This window comes from Streptomyces sp. VTCC 41912, from assembly GCF_045799175.1.
Classification (GTDB): Bacteria; Actinomycetota; Actinomycetes; order Streptomycetales; family Streptomycetaceae; genus Streptomyces; species Streptomyces albulus_C.
Genome location: NZ_JBJMAB010000026.1, coordinates 1 through 22,977, shown reverse-complemented (window position 1 = coordinate 22,977; position 22,977 = coordinate 1). Strand labels below are relative to the sequence as shown.

Sequence of the window (22,977 nt, the reverse complement as noted above, 5' to 3'; positions counted from 1 at the left end):
GCCATGGATACGACGAGCGGCACACTCGACGAAGCCCTGGAACGCCTCCACACCACCGGCCCCGAGTTCAACGGGTTCCTCAGCAATCACGGTCCGATGGCCGTGGAGGCCCTGGTCCGGCACGGCCAGGCGCGCACCGTCCACCGCTGGCTCGACGACTACGCCACCCGGCTGGAGGACGTACCGAGCGCCCGGACCACGATCACCGAAGCCAACTGGCAGGAGGCGCTGGGCGATCCGCGCCGGGTCACCGACTGGACCGCCCACCTGACCCGCCAGGTCGCCGAACGCCCCTGGCGGGAGGTGCTCGCCGAGTGGTGGCCCCGGCTGCTCCCCGGCATCGCGGGCGCCGCCACCCACCCGGTGATCCGCGTCGGCCACGCCGTGCGCACCCTCCTGGAACAGGGCGAAGCGGAGCCGCGGAGCGCGGAGTTGGCGCACGCCCTCGGCTACTGGGCGGCCCGCCACACCACGCTGCCGGTGTCCGTGCGGCCGAGCGGCACCGGCGCCCCCGACGACGTGCTCGCCACGCTCCCGCACGTCGCCGACCAGCGGACGTCCGTCGTCAACGGACTGGCCCAGCTCCCCGGCACGCAGGGCTGGCTGGCCGCCGCCGAGTCGCTGCGCGCGCCGCAGGGGCCCGAGGACGCGCGCGAGCAGCTGGCCGCGCTGGTGCGGGCCGCCACCCACCGGTACCTGGACTACGGCCACGGCGACGCGGTCCTCCTGGTGCACGCGGCCACCGCGCCGAGCGCGGTCCTGCGCACCCTCCCGGCGCTGCCCCGCGAGTTGTGGGCGCCCTCGCTCGGGGCGGCCTGGACGGCGAGCGCCGCGCTCACCTCCGTCTACAGCCCCGACGCGCCGTTGCCGGCCCTCAAGGCCGGGGCGCTCACCCCGGAGGAGGTCTTCGAGCGGGCCGCCGCGCACGGCGACGCGCACGCGATCAAGCTGACCGACACCGCCCTCGACGTGGCGTCCTGGACCCCGGACGGCGACGACCGCGCCCTGCTGGCCGCGCTCCGGTCCCTGGAGTTGATCACTCCGGGCGAGGACTGAGCGCGCCGGAGGCGCACCGGCGCCGCTCCGGCCGTCCGGGCGCGCGGGCGGAGCGCGCCCGGACGGCCGGAGCGGCCGAGAAATGGCTTCGACATTAACGACATAACGGCGCTACGGCGTCACACTGGCGGTATCCGACCGCCCCGCGACGATGGCCGCCCCACCGCGGGGCGCTCACACCTGCGGCCGACCCACTCCCCCCGCGCCCGGACCCCCGCGCCCCGCCCGTTCGTCGGCACCGGGCCCCTCCGGCCGGAAGAAGGTCGTTCCCAGCCGAAGCCGTATTGTTAAATCTTAAATAATTCGTCTGGCGGTGAGAGAGTGGATGGCATGAGCAACGAATCCGCGACCGAGCCGCGCTGGCTCGACGACGAGGAGCAGCACGCCTGGCAGGCGTACCTCCACGCCACCACGCTCCTGGAGGACCACTTGGACCGCCAGCTCCAGCGTGATGCCGGGATGCCGCACGTCTATTACGGCCTGCTCGTCCAGCTTTCCCGCGCGCCGCGGCGCCGGATGCGGATGACCGAGCTGGCCCAGAACGCCAAGATCACCCGGTCCCGGCTCTCCCACGCCGTCGCCCGCCTGGAGAAGAACGGCTGGGTCCGGCGCGAGGACTGCCCGTCGGACAAGCGGGGCCAGAACGCCCACCTCACGGACGAGGGACTGCGGATCCTGGAGAAGGCCGCCCCCGGACACGTCAACGCGGTCCGGGCCGCGATCTTCGACCGCCTCACCCCGGAACAGATCGGCCAACTCGACGCGATCTGCTGCGTGATCGCCGACGGCCTCCAACCGCAGGGCGCCGACCTCCCCTGGCTCCGCTGAGCGTCAGCGGAACGAGGGGAGGCCGGCGCAGCGCCACGCGTTCGGATGGTTTCGGGGCGTGTGGGAGCAAGGGGGCGCAGCGGCCACGCCGGCCGCCCGACGCCGCGCCGGTGCCGGCGCGGCGTCGTCCCGTGGGCCCCGCCCGCCGTCCCGCCTCAGTGCACCAGCACCGGGACCTGCGCCGCCTCCTCGGCGTCGGCCGACGCGCCCGCACCGTCGTCCGACGACGCCTTCGGCGAACCGCCGCCGAGCCGCCCGGTGTTGATGAAGGTGAAGGCGATCACCGCCGCCAGGGCCAGGATGCCCACCGCCCACCAGATGGCGGAGGTGTAGCCGTGCACCATCGACTGGAGCTTGAGCAGGTCCGCCGAGCGGGCGCCGGCCGCGTGCGAGGTGGCGTACGCGGTGGTGGCGCTGGCCGCGATGGTGTTCAGCAGGGCGGTGCCGATCGCGCCGCCGACCTGCTGCGAGGTGTTGACCATCGCGGAGGCGACGCCGGCGTCCCGCGGCTGGACCCCGTGCGTGGCCAGCGACATGGCCGGCATGAACGCCGTGCCCATGCCCAGGCCCATCAGGACGAAGCCGGGCAGGATCAGCGCCGGGTAGGACGTGTCCAGGTCGATCTGGGTCAGCACCAGCATGCCGAGCGCGGCGACCGTGAAGCCGGGCGCCATCAGCAGCCGCGGCCGCACCCGGGTCATCAACCGGGCGCCGATCTGCGTCGAACCGGTGATCATGCCCGCGACCATCGGGAGGAAGGCCAGACCGGTCACGACCGGCGTGTAGCCCTTCACGATCTGCAGGTAGTAGGTCAGGAACAGGAAGAGACCGAACATGCCGATCACGGCCAGGCCCAGCGACGCGTAGACGCCCGCGCGGTTCCGCTCGGCGACCACCCGCAGCGGCAGCAGCGGCGCCGCCACCTTGGACTCGACCACGACGAACGTCAGCAGCAGCACGGCCGCCGCGGCGAACAGCCCCAGCGTCGCGCCGGCCAGCCAGCCGTCCGACTCGGCCCGGGTGAAGCCGTAGACCAGCGAGACCAGGCCGAGCGTCGCCAGGATGACGCCGGGCACGTCCAGCCGGGAGGAGTTGCGGCCCACCGCGGGCTCGCGGATGACCAGCACCGCGCCGGTCGCGGCGACCACGGCGAACGGGATGTTGACGAAGAACGTCCAGCGCCAGTCCATGTACTCGGTCAGCACGCCGCCGAGGATCAGGCCGACCGCGCCGCCACCACCGGCGATCGCGCCGAAGATGCCGAACGCCTTGGCGCGCTCCCGGGCCTCCGTGAACGTCACCGCCAGCAGCGACAGTGCGGACGGCGCCAGCAGCGCACCGAAGGCGCCCTGCAGCGCCCGCGCGCCCAGCAGCATGCCCTCGTTGAGCGCGGCCCCGCCGACCGCGGAGGCCGCAGCGAAGCCGATCAGGCCGATGACGAAGGTCCGGCGCCGGCCCCACAGGTCGGCGATCCGCCCGCCGAAGAGCAGCAGCCCGCCGAAGGCCAGCGCGTAGGCCGTGATGACCCACTGCCGGTTGGCGTCGCTGATCCCCAGGTCGTCTTGGGCGGAGGGCAGCGCGATGTTCACGATCGTCGAGTCGAGGACGACCATCAGTTGCGCGAGGGCGATGAATATCAGCGCTTTCCAGCGCCGGGGATCGACGGACGGAACGGTTTCAGGCATGACGGGGTCCACCTAGTGGTGCGTAACGGAACGGAGGTGATGAACGGGGCGGAACTAAGGAACTGAGGAACTAAGGGACTGCGGAAATGCGGAACTGAGGAGCTACGGAGTCGTGCAGTCGTGGACTGGCGCGGACGGAAGATCGGGAAGCGGGCGCACACCCGCAGGGGAACGGAAACGGACGACGACGTCCCGACGGAGGACGCCGGAGGCCGGGGGCTCGACGGGCCGGTCGGTCCGGCCCGCTCGCCTCAGCCGCCGCGGCTCACGAGCAGCGGTGCCTCAGGTCCTCCAACGTGACGGCGCAACCGGGCAGTTCGGACCGGCCGGGGGCCCGTAGGCCGTCCAGGAACAGCTGGAGGTGCCGGTGCACGAACTTGTCGAAGTCGAGACAGCCGCTGCCCGGCAACGGACGTGTGAGCTGGGTGAGCGCGACCATCAGGTCGCCGACGGCGATGTCGGCGCGCAGCTGGCCGTCGTCGCGCGCGGCAGCCATGACGGCCTCGATGGCCGCGTCCAGGCGCCCGCGCGCCGCGAGCAGATCGGGATGGGCCGGGTCGAAGCCGTCGGAGAGCAACGGGCACAACGCACCGATCCGCTCCTCCACCGCGTCGTGGACGAAGCGCCGCAGCGCTTCGAAGGCATCTGACTCCTCGGCGAGGGCGCGCTCCGCGCGGTCCGCGATACGGGACATGACGGAAAGCGTGACGTGGTGGATCAACTCCCGGCGATCCGTGAAGTGACGGTAGAGCGTCGCATTGCCGACACCCGCACGTCGAGCGATTTCATCGAACGGCACCTCGGCGCCGAATTCGACCATCGTCTCCCGCGCGGCAGCGATGATCCGCTCCCGGTTGCGCACCGCATCGGCCCGCAGCCGCGGCTGCACGCTCTTCACCCGCACCCCTCCGGACACGTCGGCACACTCCCTTCGTACGCGCCACACCCGCGAAACCGGGGAGCCACTCCCCACTTCGCCCAACACCACGTACAAACGGGGATCGGCTCCCCGGATATTTCCCACCCACCATGTGACGTGGAGCACAAGCGGTCGCGCCTGCCGGCCCCGACGCGCGCCGACCATCCCTCCGCACCACCCCGGCCCTCCATTTGACGCATCCCCACGCGCGGGCGACCATCCGCCGCCGCAGGCTGAGCAGCATGAGGCAGAAGGCATCCGCCCAATGACCCGAACGGTCCGCCCGCACACCGGCCCGGGCGACGCGCACACCGGCCCGCGCCGCACGGCCGCCGGCCCGCCCCTCATGGCCGCCGGCCCGCCCGAGGCGGACGCCCGCCCGCACCACGCCGCCACCGCCCCGCACCCCGCGCACACCGGCACGCCCGAGGGCCCCTCCGAGGCATCCCCATGCGCCCCCTGACACGCCGGCTCCGCGCCGCCCTGGCGACGACCGCCACCTGCGCGGCCGCCGCCCTCGCCCTGACCATCCCGCGCTACGCCACCGCCGCGCCACCGCCCCCCGGCACCCAGCCCGCCACACCACCCACCGCCGCGGCCACCACCGCAGCCGCGGCGGCAGCCACCACCACGCTCCCCGGCACCACCGCCCCCGCACCCCCCGTCGCGCCCCGTCCCCCCGTCCCCCCGCCGCCGCCGACCCCGCCGACCCCGCCGGTCCCCCCTGGCGCCCCCGCCGCCGTTCCTCCCGGCGCACGCCCCACCGGCCCCTGCGCCCTCCCCGGCATCAGCGACGACGTCGCGGAATCCGCCCCCACCCCCGCCGCCTTCGCCCACGCCACCGGCACCGTCCGGGCCCTCACCCTGTTCGTGGACTTCCCGGACGCCCCCGCCGCCCTCTCCCCCATGGCCCGCTTCGCCGAGTTCTTCCCGGCCGTCACCGACTACTTCCGCACCAGCTCGTACGGGCGGCTCTCCTACGTCCCCAAGCCGCTCTTCCGCTGGATCCGCATGTCACGCCCCCTGGCGGCCTACGGCATCAACCGCGGCGCCACCTTCGACCCGTCCTCGGACCGCGGCTACCACGCCCTCTCCCGCGAACTCGTGCACGCCGTGGACCCGTTCGTGGACTTCCGCAACTACGACATCGTCAACGTCATCGCGTCCCCCAACGCCGGCCCGGCCGCCACCCACACGGTCCTGTCGGTCACCTTCAGCGGCGCCGACCTCGGCCTCAAGAGCAGCCGCGGCGCGCCGTTCCGGAACGTCTCGTTCATCTGGAGCCGGCAGACCGGCCTGAGCGCCTTCCGCGTCCTCAACCACGAGAACGCCCACTCCTTCGGCCTACCGGACCTCTACTACACCGACGGAAGGAGCGGTTCGACGCCGGTGGGGCACTGGGACCCGATGGACGAGGACTGGGGGCCGACCAACGACTTCCTGGGCTGGCACAAGTGGAAGATGGGCTGGCTCGCCCCCGGCCAGGTGCACTGCACACCGGCCGGCGGAAGGCCCACCGAACACGTCCTCACGCCGATCTCCACCCCCGGCGGCACCAAGATCGTCGTCATCCCGACCGGGCCGCACACCGCCTTCGTCGTCGAGGCCCGAGCCAGCGGCCTGCTGGATCCGATCGTCTGCCGCCCCGGCGTCCTCGTCTACCACGTGGACACCAAGGTCCCGACCGGCCGCGCGCCGCTCCGCGTCGTCGACGCCACCCCGCACAGCCGCGGCTGCTACGCCGACGCGCGCTACGTCGAGGCGGACCTCACGGACGCCCCGTTCCGCCCCGGCGAGACCTTCACCGACCACACCAGCGGCGTCACCGTCACCGTCCTCACCGAGAACACCGACGGCACCTACCGCATCCGCACCACCCCCGCCCACCACTAACCCCCGGACGGCTCCGCAGAACCGGACGGCCCGGACGGACCGGACGGACCGGACGGCCCGGACGGACCGGACGACCCGGACGGACCGGCTCCCGCTTCCGCTTCCGCCTCCGCCTCCGCCTCCGCCTCCGCCTCCGCCACCGAGGCTGACGCCTGCCCCTCCTCCCCCCAATGCCGCCGCCCGAGACTGATCAGCCGCAACTGCCGCCGGGCGCGCCACACCACCCGCTCGGCCGCCTCCTCGCCGCCCTCCTCCCGCGCGTCGAGCAGCTCCGCCGCGGTCGTCACCAGCCGGTCGACGTACAGCTCGGCCAACATCCGCACGTCCTCGTCCCGCCAACCGGCCGACACCGGCTGGGTCTTGAGCGCCGCGGCGACCTCCGCCGCGAACCGGTCCAGCTCCCCGGCGATGGCGTGCCGCACCGCCCGCACCCCACCCCGCCGCTCGCGGGCCACGAACCGCACGTGCGCGGGGTGTTCGCGCACGTGCCGCTCGACGACCGCGATCGTGCGGTCTATCCGCTCCTCCGCGGCGTCCTGTTCGGCGAGGATCGCGCGCACCATCACGTGCAGGCTGCCCAGCGCCTCCTCGACGAGCGCGACGCCCAACTCCCCCAGGTCCCGGAAGTGCCGGTAGAACGCGGTCGGGGCGACCCCCACCACCCGGGTCACCTCGCGCAGCCCGAGGCTGCTCAGGCTCTGCTCCTCCAGCAGCCCGAGCGCCGCGTCCAGCAGCGCCTGACGGGTCTTCTGCTTCTGCACCTGCCGGACTCCACCCACACTGTGACTCATGTCATCCAGTAAACAACCGTTCTCCGAAGCGATCCACCCGCCCCCGGTCGTACACTGAAGAAGTCAGTGAACAAGTGTCCTCTCAACTTTCGAGAGCCCGGAAATCCCTGACCCCTCAACCCCAAACCCGTCGGCCGACTCCACCGCGGACCCCACACCGGACCGCCCACAAGCCGGAACCGACCCCGGAAAGGCAGACCATGCTCTTCCTCGTCGCAGCCCTCCTCCTGATGGGGATCGCGCTGGGCACCGCGGCGCACCTCCCCGTCCCGGTCACCCTCGTCGCCGCCGCGGTCATCGCCGCCTGGCTACTCGTCTTCTCCCTGCGCGAACGCCGCCGCCACACCGAGGGGACCCCCCGATGACCACCCTCACCACCACGGGCACCACCACGACCCCGGCGCAGCGCCCCACCGCGCCCCGCCGCGCCCCCCAGGCCGACGGCATGGCCGTCGCCTCCTTCGTCCTGGGCCTCGTGGGCACCCTGGTCCTCAACATCGTCCTGGGCCCCTGCGCCCTGGTCCTCGGCACCCTCGCCCTCACCCGCGGCACCACCCGCCGCGGCCGCGCCCTCCTGGGCCTCACCCTCGGCGCCGCCGACCTCCTCCTCCTGGCCGCCCTCACCGCCACCGACGGCACCCTCAGCTGGCACCTCGGCTGACCCACCACCCCGGCACACCCCGTCCCCAACCCACCATCCGCTACGCTTATCGCCGGATCGGCTCACCCCGATCCCCGCCTCCGTAGCTCAGGGGATAGAGCACCGCTCTCCTAAAGCGGGTGTCGCAGGTTCGAATCCTGCCGGGGGCACCAGCGGGAAGGCCCCCAACCGATCGTGGTTGGGGGCCTTTGACATCCAGAGATGACATCAACGGCGACGGTCAATCGCGGTCCGGGCGCCTCTTGAGCAGCCGGTCCATGCGGCTGATGGCCTCACGTTGAGTGTCCTGGACGACGTGCGTGTACACGTCCATGGTGATGCTGATCTGGCTGTGCCCGAGGATCTCCATCACGACACGCGGGGCGACGCCAGCAGCCGTGAGGATCGTCGCGCAGCCGTGGCGGGCATCGTGGAGCCGGATCACGCGGAGGCCGGCTGACTGGGCAACGCGAGTGAAGGACCGGTAGACATTCCGCGGCTCGACCGGGCGACCGGTCCGAGTGGTGAAGACGTAGCCGCCCTCCTGCCACTTCTCCCCCGCGCGTTCCTTGGCATTCGCGTGCCTCATCCGGTGCCAGCGCAACGGCGCGATGCACATCGCGGGAAGCGGAACAGCACGACGCCGACGCCCTTTGGGATCGTCGTCATAGAGAACACCGCGGCGACGCTGCGTCTGCTGGCGAACGTAGAGCACACGCTGTTCCAGGTCTACGTCAGCCCAGCGGAGCCCGACGATCTCTCCCCGGCGCAGCCCCATCGTGATCGCGAGCACGAAGGCCGCGTCCAACGGGTCCTTCCGTGCGGCAGCGAGGAAGTCCAGCGTTTCGTCGAGCGTCCAGGGACTCAGCTTTCGCGACGGTGCACGTGGAGGTTCGACCAAGCCGGCCACGTTCCTGGTAATCAGCTCCTCCCGACAGGCGGAAGTCAGCGCGGTTCGCAGGACGCGGTGCGACTCTTTGGCCGTCGCGGCCGTGGCCTTCCTCTCCAACTGGACGAGGAATCGGCGTACATCAGCGACGCCCAGCGATTCCAGCCGCTTGGCCCCGATCATTGGCACCAGGTAGAGGCGAACGTGGGCCTCATACTTGTCGTAGGTACTGGGCTTTCGACGCGGCTTGATGATGCTGTCGAGCCAGTACGGCAGCCACTCGGCGAGCTTTGCGGAACGTGTGGGAACGGGAATGCCATTGTCGACCTTGGCGAGGAGCTCGCGCCGCTTGGTGTCGCACTCGGCCCAGGTCTTGCCGTAGGCGAACTTGCGGGCGCGGGTGCCATCGGGCTGGAGGACGTAGACGGCGGCTTGGTAGCGGCCGTCTTTGCGCTTGGTGATGGTGCCGGCGCCGTTGGGGTTGCGCTTGCGCTGCTGTGCCATCAGGCGGCCTCCTCGATCCGGTCGCGGATGTAGTCCTGGAGTGCTTTTTCGGGGATGCGGCGGGCGCGGCCCTCGGTGATGGAGGTGAGGCGCTTGGAGCGGATCAGGTCGTAGACCTTGGAACGGCCGAACTTGAGCTGTGCCATGACCTCGGGCACGGTCAGCAGTTGGCTGGTGGCGGTGGTCATGTCCAGTCGTCTCCTTCTTCGGCTTGGAGGTCGGCGCGGGCTTGGCGTGCGGTGTCGCGGTTGGTCTGGATGTCGCGGGCGATGGTGGCGGCGAGGGCGGATTCGCCGGGGGTGTGGCCGTGGCCGGCGTACTGCCAGTCGGTCAGGACGAGGACGGTGGCCGGCTCCGGGGGTTCGAGGCCGAGGGCTTCGCGTTCCTGTGCGGCGCGGAAGTCGGCGCGGGCCGCGCGCAGCGCGCCGAGGGTGACCGAGTAGCGGTCGGGTCGGTTGTGGACGGGGCCGAAGGAGGGTGCGGTGAGGGTGGTGAAGACGCGGGGGTGGTCCCGGACGGCGGCGGGGATATCGCGGCGGTCATCTCCGGCCAGGCCGGCGCGGATGAGGCGGTAGGTGTCGCCGGCGTAGGTCCAGGCGCAGGCGGGGCAGCGGGAGGCACGGCGGTTGCCGCAGGCGAGGCGGAGGCGTCCGCCGGGCTCGGACGCGGTCGAGTAGTGGTGCAGGGTCTCGCCCGACGTGCGGTCCTTGGCGAGGGTCCAGCCGGTGAGGTGGATGGGGTCGGAGCAGCCGCCGGTGCGGTGGATCTGGTCGGCCCAGCGGTCGTAGTCGGGGGCCGAAGCCACCCTCAGCAGATCGCCGAGGGTGGTCGGGTCGAGGAGCGCGTCAGGCACGGGCGACCTCCCGCGTACGCGGGTGTGGTCGGTCATGATGAGGGTTCCTTCCGGATCTGTGGTTCGGGCAGGAGCACGGCGCCCGGGCGGCGGAGACTTGGCGGTTGAGGCCGCCCGGGGGCCGGTCAGCGGTACGTGCGCCCGGATGTGAGCAGGGAGCGGAGGACGACCGCGCAGACGGCGACGGACACGCCGCTGATGGCGACCGCCAGGAGCATCGAGACCAGGACGGCGCCGACGATCAGGACCACGGCCGTGCCGCCGCCGACGAGGGCGACCGCGGTACCGGGCGTGAGGTGTACGGCGGGGCGGGGCGGGTCGAGGACTGAGCGACCGGAGCCGGCGCCGGGGCGTGCCGCACGGGGGCGGTCGGTTCGACGGTGAGAGGGACGACGAGCCCGGTGGGCGTCGGGTTGGTCGGGACCTTGGGGTGGAACATGGTGGATCTCCCTTCTGCGGGCGTTACTTGACGGCGGTGTTGATGGCGGAGGCCAGGAAGCTGTCGGCGAGGAGGTAGCCGCCGAGGAGGAACACGGCCACGAGCCACCAGGGCGGGCGGATGAGCTTGATGCCGAGGTAGCCGACGGCGATCAGGGCGAGCCAGAGCGGGACGTGCACGGGGTCTCCTCAGCCGGTCAGCGGACGGTGCAGCGGTGGGTGCGGGCGGCGAGCTGGGCGGCCGAGCGGCTGGAGAAGTCGGCGGACCAGCCGCAGCGGTCGGCGGTGCAGACGGCGGCGTGCTTGGTGCGGCCGTAGTGGTCGCGGTAGGTGCCGATCTGTACGGGGCCGATCCGCATGACGGAGTGGAAGTGGTCGCGGGCGGGCATGGTGGTTCTCCTTGCTGGTCAGGTGAGTTGGGCGGCGATGGAGTCGGCGAGCTGGGGCGGGACGCCGAGGCGGGCCCGCAGGGTGTCGGTGTCGATCCGTTCTCCGGTCCGGGTGCGGTGTTCGTCGGCGACCTTGCGGGCGTGGGCGACGAGCGCGGCCGGAACGGGCGCGGGTGCGGGTGCGGGTGCAGGCCGGGACGGTTCGGCGGGTGGCGCAGCCGCGGGGAGGTCGACGGCGTTCAACTCGGTCGGATCGTCCGGGAGTTCGGCTTTAGGAACCGGAGTGGGTGCCGGAGTCACGTCGGCCGGCGGGACGGGATCGGCGGTTTCAGCTGCACTCCGCGTATGGGCCAGCAGCGTCCCGCCGAGGAAGGCGAGCGCCGGCCATCCGGCGATGCCGAAGCGGAGCCAGGCGGGCGGGTGCCGGAGGTCGAGGAACCCGGCGGTCACGACGTTGGCGCCGAGCGAGGCCACCAGGGCGATCAGGAACCAGCACCAGGCGAGCCGGGACGAGCCGTCGTTGCGGAGTCGCCGCCAGGCCGCGACCAGCAGCAGGTCGACGCTGATCGGGTAGGCCCACGCCTTCCAGCCGTCCTGTCCGGCAGCAGCGGCCAGGTCGTGAAGGTGGGCGAAGGAGAGCGCTCCGGCGATGACGGCTTGTACGAGAACGGGGTCCGGGCGGATGCGTCCCATGACGGTTCTCCTTCCGGGAGCTGGCATGGAGGGGGTAGGGACTTGGCGCGTCGAGGTGGCGCCGACCTTGGGAAGGGGAGGGTCAGGCAGTCGCGGAGGACGCCTTGGCGAGCCGCACGGCAGTCGAGGCCGGCGGGGCGACGGCGGGCCGGAAGGGCGCGAGCGCGGGCAGGTCCGGCGTGCGGTCGGCGTACTTGTTGCAGAGGTTCACTGCTTCGCGCAGCGAGGTGTGCGGGGCGCGGATGCGTGACCATCCACCGGTCGAGTCACCGGCGACTGCGGTGCCGGGGGTGTCCGCGGGTATCTGGATGGCGGCCAGTACGGCGTCCGGGGAGATGTCGCCGAAGGCCATGTTGGCGCTGGTCTCGTCGTTGACGCGGTGCACCGTACGGCCGGTGAGCTGGGCCCGGAGCATCGTGATGCCCTTGCCGAGCTCGGAGCCGAAGCGCTGGCCGCAGATCTCCAGGTAGATGCCGGCGGCGCGGCCGAGCTGGGCCAGCCGGACAAGCGCGGTGATGATCCGGTCCCGGCGCTTCTCCTCCTCCTTGGAGGCGAAGAGCGCGAGTTCGGACACCTCGTCCACCAGGACCACGACGGGCGTGGGACGCAGGTCCTCGGTCAGGTCCCAGATGTCGGCGGCGATCTCCGCGTCCGGGACGTTCACGCTGATGCGCTGTTCCTCGCGGACGAGTTGGTAGACGTACTCCATGTGCGAGACCAGGGCTTCGAGCAGATCGAGCGCGGTGTCCTGGTTGTCGGCGAGGGCGGAGAAGCGGCGAGCCAGCGGGAACAGCTCGACGCCCTGCTTGCAGTCGATGCCGACGAGCGCCACGTCCTGGGCGGCGAGGCCGGCCACCAGGTTGCGCTGGTAGACGGACTTGCCCGACTCGGTGGCCCCGATCGTGAGTCCGTGCGGGACGATCCGGAAATCTCGGTAGTGGACCGCCCCGTCCTCGCGCAGTGCGACGGGGACGCGCATCGGCGTGCGGTCGATCTTGGCGGGCATCTGCACGCGCTTGAGCACGTCGTAACCCGTCATCCGCAGTTCGACGACCCCGGAGCGGATCTCCCGGGCGGTGACGCCGTACATCCCGAAGGAGTGCCGCAGCCGATCGGTGGCGGCGGAGACATCGAATGCGTCCTGGCCGGGCCGGAGTTTGAGCCGCAGGACGAGCCCGGTACGGGTCGGCCGGAGGCGGAGGATGCGTGGGGCGCGCGACTCCGGGGCCGGGCGGTCGGTCATGCGCGCGAGTGCGAGCCGCCAGCGCGAGGGCGGGACGGTCAGGCCGCAGGCGTCCATGACCGAGGCATACCGGGCTAACACCCGCAGCGCGGCGAGGACGACCCCGAAGGTCATCCAGTACCAGGCGGGGCGCCGCCACCGCAGCACGAGAGCGGTGGCGACGACCAGCAGCAGTACGACCGAGAGGCGGGCCATGATCAGGCCGCCTCAGCCTGCGAGCCGCCGGCGGCGAGCGAGGTGACCGCCACGGCGCGGAAGGCGATGCCGTGTCGCTTCTGCCCGTTGAACTCGTTCTCCCACGGCCGGGCGATCAGGCCGGTCAGCGCCACCGGCGTGCCCATGCCGAGCTCACCGGAGACCCCGCTCTCGGGGACGGTGACGGACAGGATCTCCACCGCGTCGTTGGCGGCGAACATCACGTCCACGGTCATCAGCTTCGCCCCGGTCTCGACGTCGAGGGCGACCTCACCGGTACGGCGGTCCTTGACCTTGATCTGCGGCTGCTTCGCGACCATCACGGTCGCGGTGGAGGTGTCGACGGGGATCTGACGCACTACGGATCACTCCTCTATAGCTGCCGAACTCCGTCACTCATGTACATGAGTGACATGAAGAAGAGTGCCCGACTCCTATATATGAGTCAACCCGCCTCGACGAAGAAGTCGGGGCGGGCTGAGGAGAGTTGAGCGGGCGTCAGTCCGTAGCGGGGATGCGATAGCTGAAAACGAACTGGTCAGCGGCCATGAGGGTGTCGCAGACCTCCACCACGCGGCCTTCGGTCGTCAGCGCCTCACGGACGAGATGCACGACGGGGGCACCGGGACTGAGCGCCAGCTCGGACGCTTCGGCCTTGGTCGCGGACCGGGCCTGCAAGGTCTCCACGAACTCGGCGAACTCGTGCCCGTGGTCTTCGAGTCGGGCGTAGATGCCGCCACCGCCGGGGTTCTCGGCGAAGAGTTCGGGGATGTCCTTCACGACGTCCCACGGCAGGTACGAGCTGGCCGTCTCGACCGGCGTGCCGTTACGGAAGTACAGCCGCCGGCGGGCGAGAACCTGAGTGCCGGGCTCGACCCCGAGCCGCTCGGCCACGCCCTCGGGGACCTCCATGGGCCCGATGTACAGCACACTGACCTTGGCCGTAGCCCCCGACTGCGCAGACTCCGCCAGATACGCAGCCTTGCCGCCCTGCCGGTGCGACCGACGGAAGCGGTCGGAAGAACGGTGCCGCACCGGCGGCCGGTCCTTCACGATCGAGCCCTTGCCGTGGCGGGTCTCCACCAGGCCGCTCGCACGGACCTCCACCATCGCCTTGCGGATCGTGCCGCCCGAGACACCGTAGCGCTCGACCAGCTCGGATTCACTCGGCACCATCTCGCCGGGCTTGAGGACCCCAGCCCTGATCTGCTGGAGGACATCGTCGGCGATCTGCACGTATCGAGGTACGGCCCTGCCCCCTCCTACCGCGGTTCCCATCGTTCTTCCTATCCTCCTATGCTCCTGTACATGAGTAACAGCGCTCCGGAAGCCCAGTCAACGCCACTGCATTCCGTGTCCGTGGCCGGAGTGGTGGTCCGCGAGGACGGCAAGCTCCTAACGATCCGGCGGGCCGACAACGGCGCTTGGGAACTCCCGGGCGGGGTGCTCGAACTCGAAGAGACCCCGGAGGCCGGCGTACGACGCGAAGTCTGGGAAGAGACGGGCATCCACATCGAGGTCGACGAGCTCACCGGGGTCTACAAGAACACGACACGAGGCATCGTCGCCCTGGTCTTCCGCTGCAAACCGGTAGGCGGCGAAGAACGCACCTCCAGCGAATCGACGGCGGTCACCTGGCTCACGCCCGACGAGGTGACGGAGTCCATGTCCGAGGTCTACGCAGTCCGGTTCCTGGACGCCTTGGACGGGGTGGGCCCTCACGTACGAAGCCACGACGGCAAGCGGCTGGCCCCGGCGCGATAGAACTTTCCCTACTTCATCAAGGCTCGCTCCGCTCGCTACCCGGCCCCGCGGTAGGGGCAGTTCAGGAGCACACCACACGTTGGCGCAGGAGCGCTGACGTTCCCGGCCTCCTGGAACTGCAAGCAGTCAGATCACAGATCAGAGGTGCCGCGCACAGCGCGGCGGCGCCGGCCGTCGCCGGCACACGGCTCCCTCCTCGTCTCCGCCGCCGGGGCCGCGCGCCGTCGACGCCCGCGCCCACAAGGGGCGAAAGACCAGGCCGGGGGTGGGGGCGGTCGGCTCCACGGCTAAGTAGCAGGCTCGTGGGTCGGCGGAAGCGGTGAGCGGCTTACGTGGCGAACGCTCTGCCGACCAGCTCATAGTCGTTAGTTCCGTCCGCAAGGGCTGCTACGGGAGGGGTGGGGCAGTGCGGGCGAGCGCTCCGGGCATGCAGGCCGACATGGGTGGGCCGCCGTACCGCCACCGTCACGGATGCGGGCCCGTAAGCGGACCAGCCCTGATACGTGGCTGAGGGGGAGCTACCTGCTGCCGCGATGTGGCTCAGCCCGTCAGGAACGCTCCGCTTGCTGACTCACGTCGTGGCAAGCACCCTGCCTGACGCTTATTTTGAGCCATTCCTCGACACGCTGACCACCCGCTCTTCCTAAAAAGCCTGCTCAACGACGCACCATGGCTTTCAGCCTCCCGCCGCTGTACTGTTCTCTTTGCTTGACAATGAGTTATGAGATAAGCCTTGACAAGCAACCAGAGGGCCCAGCTCCTGCCAGAGCCAGGCCCTCCGCGCAGTTCACGAGCCCGGTCGCGCTTCACGAGACCGGGCTCGCTGCGTATGCAGCTCCCGATCGCGACGGGTTCGTAGGTGGACGTCCTAATGGACGAACTGCCCCACCGTGGCGATGACCGCCACCAGCAGACCTGCCGCAGCTAGTGCGACTTGCCACCTTTCGGGCCAAGTCCAACTCCTGCGCGGTTTCCGCTCGATCGGGCCTTCCACCACACGCCCCTCCTGTTCTCCCAGTGTTGCTTTGACGGAACTGTCAAAGCAAGCTGCCACCCACTGCATACAGATCGACAACGGGGTACGCAGCGCTCAAGAGGAAGAACTAGCGAGCGTGACTCATGATACGGACCTTGAGAGCCCCTGGCCTGGCTAACTACACGGCCTGTAGGGAAGGTTGGTCGCCGTTGCACACTGCGACGGCTACCGATTAGTGCCGCCCCCACTACAGCAGGCACTATCAGTCCACGCCGGAAGAAACGGGCTACTCATTTAGTCATTTCCACGCCGCTGACTCCATCGGCGTCTGCATCTTTCCCCAGCGCGTGAAGAACGGAACTCGTGAGTCCGCGCAACAGCGACCAGTCCAAGGGAAAGGAAAGCCTCTTCACCAGAACCCCCCTCAGAGCCTCTTCAATTCGACCCGATACGTCATTGGCAGGGTTCGACACAGAAACCCTCCACGATTCGGGAGGATCGCCCCAGAAAGTTCGCGAATTCGAGATACGCCTGAGCTCAACTCGCCTGCGAATGTACATATCTATCTCTACGCTCGGGATGTTGTATCGCTCACAGACCTGAAATATCTCTTCAATGCCGAGTTCAACGTAATGCCTGGCACCCGCTGGCAGTCTATACATCCCACCCAGATGACCTTTTCTACTTCTCCTATCACGCTCAGCGCGCTCCCATGCCTCATCCCATGCTTGGACCGAACTCTCCGCCTCGCCGCAGGTGCGCGCAAGCTCGCTAGTTGAACTACGGCTGAAATTCTGGCGCCCACTGAGAGCATCACCGAGCGTGCTTCTGCGGAGCTTGACGCTCCGCTGCTCAGCCATCTTTTCGATCTGCCGCAAAGTCAGCCCTTTACGCTTCACGAGGCGCCCCAGAGCCCTACGCAACCCGTTGTGAGTGGTAACGTCATCGGGGTGAATCGACATTGTCACGAAGCTAAACAAAGAGTTTACCGATTCAGCCTTCCGCCATTCCTCCTCGGCAGTCTTGAGGTCCGATCCGCAGCCTCGAACGAATGCTTCGAAGACTTGCCTACTAGGCATTTCGAACCCTTGCGTGGCGCGATGCAGCGAAGATTTCGAAATGAATGTCAACGCGGCAAGTTCTCCGAAACTGAGGCCAGCTCGATACTTTTCCCGAATCAGCCAGGACTGTAAAGGACCGGTTCTCGCATTTCGATCTTGCATTCCATATCGCTGCACCGATACCCCCTCGCCAGGCAGCTATAAAGGCGTAAACCTACTTCCGTGGAACAGGAAGAGCGTGACAACGAGGAGGCATCCCTGTCCACCGAACCAAATTTTTTGTCCGGGACGTCCAGCAGTTATCCTGCGTAAGGACCTGCGACGATCCACACGTTCGCGCTGGTCGGAGGCACGTGGGAGCCGAGTCGTCCCAGACCTGTCCGATCTCAAGGTAGCGTCGACGGTGTGCTTGCCGTGCTCTATCGCTTCTACGCGTAGCTCCTCAAGGGAAGTTCGGCCCACGCGAACAACCTGATCCAGAAGGCACTGGAGGAGGCTGAGGGCGCTGTCTGGGGTTTCGGTCCGCCTCTGGGCCGTCCAAGGCTGCACAACAGTGACCAACGGCGAACGCCAGTGACAGAGAGCCCAGGCGACGCCCCCAGGTCACGCCCGTTCCTCTGCGGCACTGGTAGAGCCATGCCTAAGCCCGGAGAACTGAACTCACACGCTCCGAAACGGCCAAGCACTGGCCCATCCAGCGTTCAGCTTGTGCCGTGCCACATCCGTGCCAGGTTGGGCGGGGAGTCACGGGGAACGGCGGGCAACGAGCCGCCAGCGTCGAGGGGCGCCAGCCCGCTCCCCCGCAGATCAGAAGCCCAACTGCCCCTAGGGCACCCGAGCTTCCCGAGCTTCCCGAGCTGATGACTTTAAGGAGGCGGATCCTGAGGTCTTACGGCCCGGCCGGCGCGGCTTGCTTTGGTCGACGGCATGACAACGTGGCTGAGGCCGGTGAGGGTGCAGCGAGGCACACCACGCCTGATCGGTCGGCGCACCCGCCGCAGTGGCTGACTGTCGTCGGCTGAGGCACAGACGCCGCATCGAAGTGGTCAGCCCGCCTGCCCAACTAGACCGAGATCGCCGCCCCCACGGCGCATCGTTGCTGTTGTGGCAGGGCCCGGGTCATGCACGCAGCACACACCCTTGACAGCTCTGCTATTAACTGAGTTAACTACTGTGATTGCGAACGCGGTAGAGGTGGACCACGGCATCAAGCGCCTCTCGATGCGCTTCATCAAGAAGTACGCCGCACCGGAGAGAGATCGGCTCAGCGCGGCACTGCGCGAGCAGATCAGCAAGGAGCTTGACAGGCACGGCTTGATGACGCTGCCGAGGACGCTTCCTCCATCCGAGAATGACTTCGTGTTCGTCGTCCAGAAGGGCAGCCCACTAGGGCAGGTCGTGTCTCTGGCTGCCACGGTGGCAGGCATGGAGAAGCTCGGCATGACGTCGTTCCCACCAGGCATGTTCGACAGCATCCCTGGGGCCTTGAAGGACCTCACGTGACATCCACGCCGACATCAACGGTGACGAACGTCGACAGCCGCCTATGGCCCCTGGTAGCCGGTGAGTCCGTGCGGATCCACGGCATGGCCAGGAAGTGATCGAACTCCTAAAACAGTGGTCAGCCCGCTGTGCTGTATTGCTGCATAGCGGAGTACAGCAAAACGACGATCCCGGCCGATCGGCACCGGCCGCACGACCACTGGCTACCAGCCGAGCAGACCTCAGCGACCGCACCATCGGTAGTTCGCAACGAGGGGTCACCGTGCACCATGGCTCTACGTGTTGGACGGCTGTCGAGCCCAGGCCTCACCTAACTCAAGGCCCGCGCACGGCGCGGGCGCGCTACGGGCATAGGCGGGACACACCCTCTGTGGCTGGGCCGTCGGCTCCACGGCTTAAGGCCACGGTCTCAGCATCGTCCTTAAACGGGCAGGTCCACAGACCGCCCGACTCGCCAGAAGCCTACAAAGCCGTAATCGCTCGCCCCAAAGCCGCTCCGCCAACCTTCGAGTTCTGAGCATCTCGCCGTCCATGAGCCACTACGATCAGCTCATGGACGGCGAGATGCTCCGCGTGGGCCAGGTCTTCGTAGCTGGTGGCCCACCCACAATCACCTATAATCCACGCAGCGAACTGAATCTGGAAGAACAGATTCAGGATTACCTGGATGAAGGCTATCGAATTCTCTCGGTTTCCGGCTCCACAAAAACCGGCAAGACCGTCCTTGTTCGACGCATCATTCCACCCATTGACGGAATTTGGCTATCCGGCGGAGCAATCAGCTCCTCGGAGCAGTTCTGGGAGACCATCGCCGAACATCTGAGCCTCTTTACCTCCATTGAGCGCACGTCAGACAGCAAAGACGAATCCTGGCGAACGGTCACAGGGCAAGCTAGCGCCGGCATTCTCAAGGGAGGGGCGGACAAGAAGGAGATAATCGGCTCAACAACCGGAGAGAAGGTTTCTCGCTCCCGAAATGTAGCCACCCAGGTAAGGGAAGCACTCCGCGGGGGAATGACGCCTCTGATCATTGACGACTTCCATTACATGCCTCAGGACCTCCAGATGGAAATCGTCCGGTCCCTGAAGGATCTCATCTTCGACGGACTCCGAGTAATTGTAATCGCCGTACCGCACCGGGCATACGATGTAGTGCGTGTTGAGCGCGAGATGACCGGCCGGGTTCAACAAATCAGCATCGGGTTCTGGAGCAAAGAAGAACTCGCGGGAATCGCCCGCAAAGGGTTCGACGCTCTGAAGCTCGTCGACAAAGACGAAGCGCTTATCGAGCGACTCTCGGAAGAGAGTTTTGCGAGCCCGCACCTAATGCAAGACTTCTGCTTGCAGCTCTGCAAATCGAATGGCTATCGGTGCACGCAAGATGAGTACCGCCAACTCGTCGCACCGGACTGGGAAACTTTCTTCGCCGACCGTGCGTCAATGGCTTCGAAATCAGCCTTTGATCTACTTGCGCGTGGCCCCCGCCAGCGAACCGACCGCAAGGAGAGGGAGCTCAAGTCGGGGGAGACTACCGACATCTACGGCGCAGTGCTGGCTGCAATTGCCCACACAGGGCCAGGCACCGAGCTGACCTACGAAGAGATCAGGGCGGCGCTGAAGGACGTCCTGGCCAGTGATTCTCCCCAGAGGCACGAGGTCACGCGAATCCTTGAGGAAATGACCAAAATCGCAACGAAGGAGATCGAAGGCGAACCGGTAGTTGACTACGACGTGGAACTGGGCAAACTCTATATCTCTGACCCCTATTTCGCTTTTTTTCTGCGCTGGGGCGTACCGGGTCTTTCGTAACTGTGGAAGAGTGTTCTGAAACCGGCAGGGAGCCCCTTGCGCAGACTGGGCCCCCTGCCATTCGACATTGCTGCTAACCGAAGGCCGCTGCCGGCAGCCAGGGACCCTCGTCGTCTCCTTCGCAAGCCGGAGGATCCGTTACCGGCAGGCGGTGACCACGGCTGATCGCTACACGACGCACGTCGCGCAGAGCTTCCGCCATGTCCGTCGCCAGGAGCCGCAGCTCGTTCGGCTCCGCGTCCCCGTCGCGGAGTACTTCGAGCGCGTGCTCCATGAGTTCGCCTGCCATTTCCAGCTGCACCGCTTCGGTGTTGTCAGCCAGGCGAGACAGATAGCTGCCGCTGTCCTCCGTGCTCAAATAGCAGGGCTGGTCATTGGGACCTGACCACGGGAGGAGCCGCAGCTCGTTGTGGGTCGTCATCCTCCGCTTGTCCTCTCGTGGGTCATGTGGTGGGTGGTGAAGAATGCGTCGGCGCGGTCGCCGGGAAGCACCAGGAGCGCCGCCTCGACCACGCGTCCCGTGCGGTCAGCCGCCACGCGCGTGATCGCGAGTACTGGCAAGGTCGAGCTGATGCGAAGGGTCGACGCTTCCTCTGGTGTCGGAGGACGAGCGCTGACTCGTTCCCGGACCTCGGCCAGTGGCGGGCGGAGCTCTGCGAGCTTCGCCTCAACGCTCTTGCCGCAGTGCGATTCGGTGGGAACGTCGGTCGGCGACAGGTCGCGAGGTACGTAGATGCGAGCGAGGCTGTGCGGTGAGTTCCCCTCATGGGTGAGGCAGAGGAATTCGGTGAGCGGGCTGCTGACCAGCACCCCCAGCAGACAGGTCAGTTGACCGTGCGCCTGGAGGTTGGTGGTGCGAACACTGACGCGTAACGCCGACTCGGCCGAGCACTCCGTCCTGAGCATGTGACCACCGCCGACGTACGTGATCCTGCGAAGGGGGTGTCGGACGAAGTTGCCCTTACCGTGGATCTTCTCGACGACCCCTTCACCTTGGAGGACCGAGAGTGCGCTCCGCAGCGTCGCCGTGCTGACCCATAGCGGGAAGCTAGCTGCGCCTCGGAAGGGAGACATGCGCCGGCCTTGATCCGGCCGGTCGAGATCTTGTTTCGAATGTCATCGGCGATGACGTGACGGCGAGAAGTCACGGACGGCATCACCACCTTCTCAGCGTGCGTAGGGCTACAAGCCGAGAGCGGGCGTGCATGGTGAGCAGTTCGCCCGACTCGAAGCACAGGCGCTTCGCTCCGCCGGGAAGCTGGAGCAGGTTGGTGACACGACACGAATGGCCGCCGATCTGGATGATGTCGTCGCGCTGCACGCTGGCAGATGTGATCTCGACAGGGGCGGCCGGTGCACCACCCGGCGCCCAGTCCCTCACTGGGATCCGTCCTTTCGGTCACCGCGGGAGGCCACTGTGTGGCAGGCGCAACTGCACGCCTCGTAGACGATGGGAACGCCGATCGGTGCAGCCGCGGGCGAGGAATGCGCGCACTCACTGTGCCTACCGATCCGGCAGGAACTCGATTGATAGGTAACAGCCTTCGGGTTGGTCACGCAGTGCTTCTGACGAGGAGGCATCAAAGGGCCTCCGCCGTCGCGGACCAGTTGTGGCGGATACGGTTGAACATGCTGATCAGCTCCTATCGCTGACGGCCAGGCCCCCGGACATCGCCCGTCGCGGGGGCCGTTCTGCGTACGGCGGCCCATAAGGTGCGGCCGTTCCAGCTGTTGGCGAAGAGCCCGAATCGGTCGGCCTCCGCCACCACTTCCAAGACCTCCCGCCACGACTTGGCGGGAGGAGTGTGGCGTCGGCGAGAACGTGGTTCGCCGCGCTCAAGAGCTACTGATCTCTCAGGGAGCGCTGGAAGGTCGTGCCGGATCCGGCACGTACGTCGCCGCCCCTCGTCAGCGTGCACGCGTGGTCCGCTCCTCGGCGCGCGAGCAGCCTGACGGTTCCCCGTTCCGCGCGGACATGAAGGCCGCAGGCAAGTTGGGGGATTGGGAGAGCCGGACCGAGGCGAAGGTTCCGGCGCCGGCCGAGATCTCGTCGCGCCTCGGTATCGCCGAAGGTGATCTGTGCGTCCGCACCGTGTACGAGTTCCTCGCCGACGGCAAGCCTGTGCAGCTGTCGACGAGCTGGGAGCCGTACGACCTCACCGCCGGCACCGTCGTCGTCCTCCCCGAGGGAGGGCCGCACGCAGGCGCGGGCGTGGTGAACCGCATGGCCGAGATCGGCATCACGGTCAGCCACGCAGTGGAGCAACCGGAGCCGCGGCAAGCGAACGCCGAGGAGGCATCGCTCCTAGGGATCCAGAAGGGCGGCCTGGTCACGCACATCCGGCGGACGTACTACAGCGACGAAGGGCGGCCCGTTGAGACGGCGGACATCGTCGTCCCTGCCGCTCTGTGCGAGATCGTCTACGAGATCCCCATCAGTCGTTAGAGGCTGGCTACGAGAGGGGGCGGCGGGGGCCGAGCGATCCGGGCATGCAGGCCGGAAAGGGGCGCGCCGCCACACCGCCACCGTCACGGATGCAGGAGCATGAGCGGACCAGACCCTGATCGGTGGCTGAGGGGGAGCTATCTGCTGCCGTGATGTGGCCCACGCCGTCAGCTCCGTTCAGCCGCCACCGTCGCGGCAAGTTGGGCCGGCCAGCCCGCCGATCAGCCTTAGAGCTCCTAACGCAACACTGGTAGCCGTGTCCTCCGGACGGATGTGTCGGTTGCTTGGGTGTGGGCAAGCGGAACCCTCAACCCTGGCTGGTTGGCGATGAGTTGTGGTCGAGAATCGAGCCGTTGCTGCCATCGAAACCCGATGGTCAGCGGCGGCCGGGGCGGAAGAAGG

The 22,977-nt window shown here is 68.3% G+C and carries 24 protein-coding genes, 1 tRNA gene and 4 pseudogenes; 11 read left to right on the top strand and 18 right to left on the bottom strand.

The genetic code is table 11. The features are described from left to right. Positions 1-3: 3 nt before the first annotated feature. Positions 4-1,056, top strand: a complete 1,053-nt coding sequence (locus tag ACJ6WD_RS28575) for a questin oxidase family protein (protein WP_407616799.1) — start codon at positions 4-6, stop codon at positions 1,054-1,056. 330 nt (positions 1,057-1,386) lie between these two features. Then, positions 1,387-1,884 (top strand): MarR family winged helix-turn-helix transcriptional regulator, encoded by a 498-nt coding sequence (locus ACJ6WD_RS28570; protein WP_016575232.1) that lies wholly within the window; start codon positions 1,387-1,389, stop codon positions 1,882-1,884. 155 nt (positions 1,885-2,039) lie between these two features. On the opposite strand, the gene ACJ6WD_RS28565 is transcribed toward ACJ6WD_RS28570, so the two are convergent. After that, the gene (locus tag ACJ6WD_RS28565; RefSeq protein WP_407616798.1) at positions 2,040-3,569 is read right to left on the bottom strand and encodes an MFS transporter; all 1,530 of its coding nucleotides are present in this window, start codon (positions 3,567-3,569) and stop codon (positions 2,040-2,042) included. A 265-nt stretch (positions 3,570-3,834) separates the two neighbouring features. After that, the gene (locus ACJ6WD_RS28560) at positions 3,835-4,485 is read right to left on the bottom strand and encodes a TetR/AcrR family transcriptional regulator (protein WP_233658723.1); all 651 of its coding nucleotides are present in this window, start codon (positions 4,483-4,485) and stop codon (positions 3,835-3,837) included. Between the two features lie 268 nt (positions 4,486-4,753). On the opposite strand from ACJ6WD_RS28560, the gene ACJ6WD_RS28555 reads away from it, so the two are divergent. Together ACJ6WD_RS28555 and ACJ6WD_RS28550 are read left to right on the top strand one after the other, a co-directional pair. Continuing rightward, positions 4,754-4,951: a hypothetical protein gene (locus ACJ6WD_RS28555; RefSeq protein ID WP_376554852.1), complete on the top strand. Its 198-nt coding sequence runs from the start codon at positions 4,754-4,756 to the stop codon at positions 4,949-4,951. Then, positions 4,939-6,381 carry a M6 family metalloprotease domain-containing protein gene (locus ACJ6WD_RS28550; RefSeq protein WP_407616797.1) on the top strand — a complete coding sequence of 481 codons (1,443 nt, stop codon included), beginning with the start codon at positions 4,939-4,941 and terminating at the stop codon, positions 6,379-6,381. Before ACJ6WD_RS28555 ends, ACJ6WD_RS28550 begins: the two co-directional genes overlap by 13 nt. A gap of 158 nt (positions 6,382-6,539) precedes the next feature. On the opposite strand, the pseudogene ACJ6WD_RS28545 reads toward ACJ6WD_RS28550, so the two are convergent. Beyond that, positions 6,540-7,172 (bottom strand): annotated as a pseudogene (locus ACJ6WD_RS28545) (TetR family transcriptional regulator); the annotation flags it as partial. A 200-nt stretch (positions 7,173-7,372) separates the two neighbouring features. Here ACJ6WD_RS28545 and ACJ6WD_RS28540 point away from each other — a divergent pair. The 3 genes from ACJ6WD_RS28540 (at position 7,373) to ACJ6WD_RS28530 (ending at position 7,985) form a co-directional block, all read left to right on the top strand. Next, the gene (locus ACJ6WD_RS28540; protein WP_016573416.1) at positions 7,373-7,537 is read left to right on the top strand and encodes a small hydrophobic membrane protein; all 165 of its coding nucleotides are present in this window, start codon (positions 7,373-7,375) and stop codon (positions 7,535-7,537) included. Next, the gene (locus ACJ6WD_RS28535) at positions 7,534-7,833 is read left to right on the top strand and encodes a hypothetical protein (protein WP_407616796.1); all 300 of its coding nucleotides are present in this window, start codon (positions 7,534-7,536) and stop codon (positions 7,831-7,833) included. Before ACJ6WD_RS28540 ends, ACJ6WD_RS28535 begins: the two co-directional genes overlap by 4 nt. 76 nt (positions 7,834-7,909) lie before the next feature. Continuing rightward, positions 7,910-7,985 (top strand) — tRNA-Arg (locus ACJ6WD_RS28530). A 68-nt stretch (positions 7,986-8,053) separates the two neighbouring features. Here the strand turns inward: ACJ6WD_RS28530 and ACJ6WD_RS28525 are convergent. The 10 genes and pseudogenes from ACJ6WD_RS28525 to ACJ6WD_RS28480 form a co-directional block, all read right to left on the bottom strand. Then, positions 8,054-9,205 (bottom strand): tyrosine-type recombinase/integrase, encoded by a 1,152-nt coding sequence (locus ACJ6WD_RS28525; protein ID WP_407616795.1) that lies wholly within the window; start codon positions 9,203-9,205, stop codon positions 8,054-8,056. Then, a complete protein-coding gene (locus tag ACJ6WD_RS28520; RefSeq protein ID WP_275464255.1) occupies positions 9,205-9,393 on the bottom strand; it encodes a helix-turn-helix domain-containing protein in 189 nt (62 codons plus the stop codon). Before ACJ6WD_RS28520 ends, ACJ6WD_RS28525 begins: the two co-directional genes overlap by 1 nt. Then, positions 9,390-10,094, bottom strand: a complete 705-nt coding sequence (locus ACJ6WD_RS28515) for a replication initiator (RefSeq protein ID WP_407616794.1) — start codon at positions 10,092-10,094, stop codon at positions 9,390-9,392. Before ACJ6WD_RS28515 ends, ACJ6WD_RS28520 begins: the two co-directional genes overlap by 4 nt. Positions 10,095-10,183: 89 nt before the next feature. Beyond that, positions 10,184-10,497 (bottom strand): annotated as a pseudogene (locus ACJ6WD_RS28510) (SpdD-like protein). A 23-nt stretch (positions 10,498-10,520) separates the two neighbouring features. After that, positions 10,521-10,676: a hypothetical protein gene (locus tag ACJ6WD_RS28505; protein ID WP_397775524.1), complete on the bottom strand. Its 156-nt coding sequence runs from the start codon at positions 10,674-10,676 to the stop codon at positions 10,521-10,523. Between the two features lie 17 nt (positions 10,677-10,693). Next, on the bottom strand, positions 10,694-10,885 hold the full coding sequence (locus ACJ6WD_RS28500) for a mobile element transfer protein (protein ID WP_397775521.1): 192 nt from the start codon (positions 10,883-10,885) through the stop codon (positions 10,694-10,696). A gap of 18 nt (positions 10,886-10,903) precedes the next feature. After that, positions 10,904-11,578 (bottom strand): DUF2637 domain-containing protein, encoded by a 675-nt coding sequence (locus tag ACJ6WD_RS28495; protein ID WP_407616793.1) that lies wholly within the window; start codon positions 11,576-11,578, stop codon positions 10,904-10,906. Between the two features lie 82 nt (positions 11,579-11,660). Next, on the bottom strand, positions 11,661-13,016 hold the full coding sequence (locus ACJ6WD_RS28490) for an FtsK/SpoIIIE domain-containing protein (RefSeq protein WP_407616792.1): 1,356 nt from the start codon (positions 13,014-13,016) through the stop codon (positions 11,661-11,663). 2 nt (positions 13,017-13,018) lie between these two features. After that, complete coding sequence (locus tag ACJ6WD_RS28485; RefSeq protein ID WP_407616791.1) at positions 13,019-13,375, bottom strand: hypothetical protein; 357 nt, start codon at positions 13,373-13,375, stop codon at positions 13,019-13,021. A gap of 139 nt (positions 13,376-13,514) precedes the next feature. After that, positions 13,515-14,294, bottom strand: coding sequence for a GntR family transcriptional regulator (locus ACJ6WD_RS28480; protein ID WP_407616790.1), 780 nt, complete (start codon positions 14,292-14,294; stop codon positions 13,515-13,517). Between the two features lie 18 nt (positions 14,295-14,312). Here ACJ6WD_RS28480 and ACJ6WD_RS28475 point away from each other — a divergent pair, with 18 nt between their 5' ends. Further along, positions 14,313-14,780 (top strand): NUDIX hydrolase, encoded by a 468-nt coding sequence (locus ACJ6WD_RS28475; RefSeq protein ID WP_407616789.1) that lies wholly within the window; start codon positions 14,313-14,315, stop codon positions 14,778-14,780. A gap of 1,266 nt (positions 14,781-16,046) precedes the next feature. Here ACJ6WD_RS28475 and ACJ6WD_RS28470 read toward each other — a convergent pair. Then, complete coding sequence (locus ACJ6WD_RS28470; protein ID WP_407616833.1) at positions 16,047-16,718, bottom strand: hypothetical protein; 672 nt, start codon at positions 16,716-16,718, stop codon at positions 16,047-16,049. Between the two features lie 78 nt (positions 16,719-16,796). Further along, positions 16,797-16,979: pseudogene (locus tag ACJ6WD_RS28465) on the bottom strand (hypothetical protein); the annotation flags it as partial. 1,032 nt (positions 16,980-18,011) lie between these two features. On the opposite strand from ACJ6WD_RS28465, the gene ACJ6WD_RS28460 reads away from it, so the two are divergent. Both ACJ6WD_RS28460 and ACJ6WD_RS28455 read left to right on the top strand, forming a co-directional pair. Continuing rightward, positions 18,012-18,320: a hypothetical protein gene (locus tag ACJ6WD_RS28460; protein ID WP_407616788.1), complete on the top strand. Its 309-nt coding sequence runs from the start codon at positions 18,012-18,014 to the stop codon at positions 18,318-18,320. 552 nt (positions 18,321-18,872) lie between these two features. After that, on the top strand, positions 18,873-20,129 hold the full coding sequence (locus tag ACJ6WD_RS28455) for a hypothetical protein (protein ID WP_407616787.1): 1,257 nt from the start codon (positions 18,873-18,875) through the stop codon (positions 20,127-20,129). Positions 20,130-20,202: 73 nt separating this feature from the next. Here the strand turns inward: ACJ6WD_RS28455 and ACJ6WD_RS28450 are convergent, their stop codons facing one another. The 3 genes and pseudogenes from ACJ6WD_RS28450 to ACJ6WD_RS28440 all read right to left on the bottom strand — a co-directional run bounded on the left by ACJ6WD_RS28450 (position 20,203) and on the right by ACJ6WD_RS28440 (position 21,510). Continuing rightward, positions 20,203-20,550, bottom strand: a complete 348-nt coding sequence (locus tag ACJ6WD_RS28450; protein WP_407616786.1) for a hypothetical protein — start codon at positions 20,548-20,550, stop codon at positions 20,203-20,205. After that, a pseudogene (locus ACJ6WD_RS28445) lies at positions 20,547-21,286 on the bottom strand (GntR family transcriptional regulator). The gene ACJ6WD_RS28450 and the pseudogene ACJ6WD_RS28445 overlap by 4 nt, the downstream one beginning before the upstream one ends. Next, entirely contained in the window at positions 21,286-21,510 is a 225-nt protein-coding gene (locus tag ACJ6WD_RS28440) for a hypothetical protein (protein WP_407616785.1), read from the bottom strand. The pseudogene ACJ6WD_RS28445 and the gene ACJ6WD_RS28440 overlap by 1 nt, the downstream one beginning before the upstream one ends. A 366-nt stretch (positions 21,511-21,876) precedes the next feature. Between ACJ6WD_RS28440 and ACJ6WD_RS28435 the strand changes: the two genes are divergently transcribed. Continuing rightward, positions 21,877-22,575 carry a GntR family transcriptional regulator gene (locus ACJ6WD_RS28435; RefSeq protein WP_407616829.1) on the top strand — a complete coding sequence of 233 codons (699 nt, stop codon included), beginning with the start codon at positions 21,877-21,879 and terminating at the stop codon, positions 22,573-22,575. The last annotated feature ends 402 nt before the right edge of the window (positions 22,576-22,977 follow it).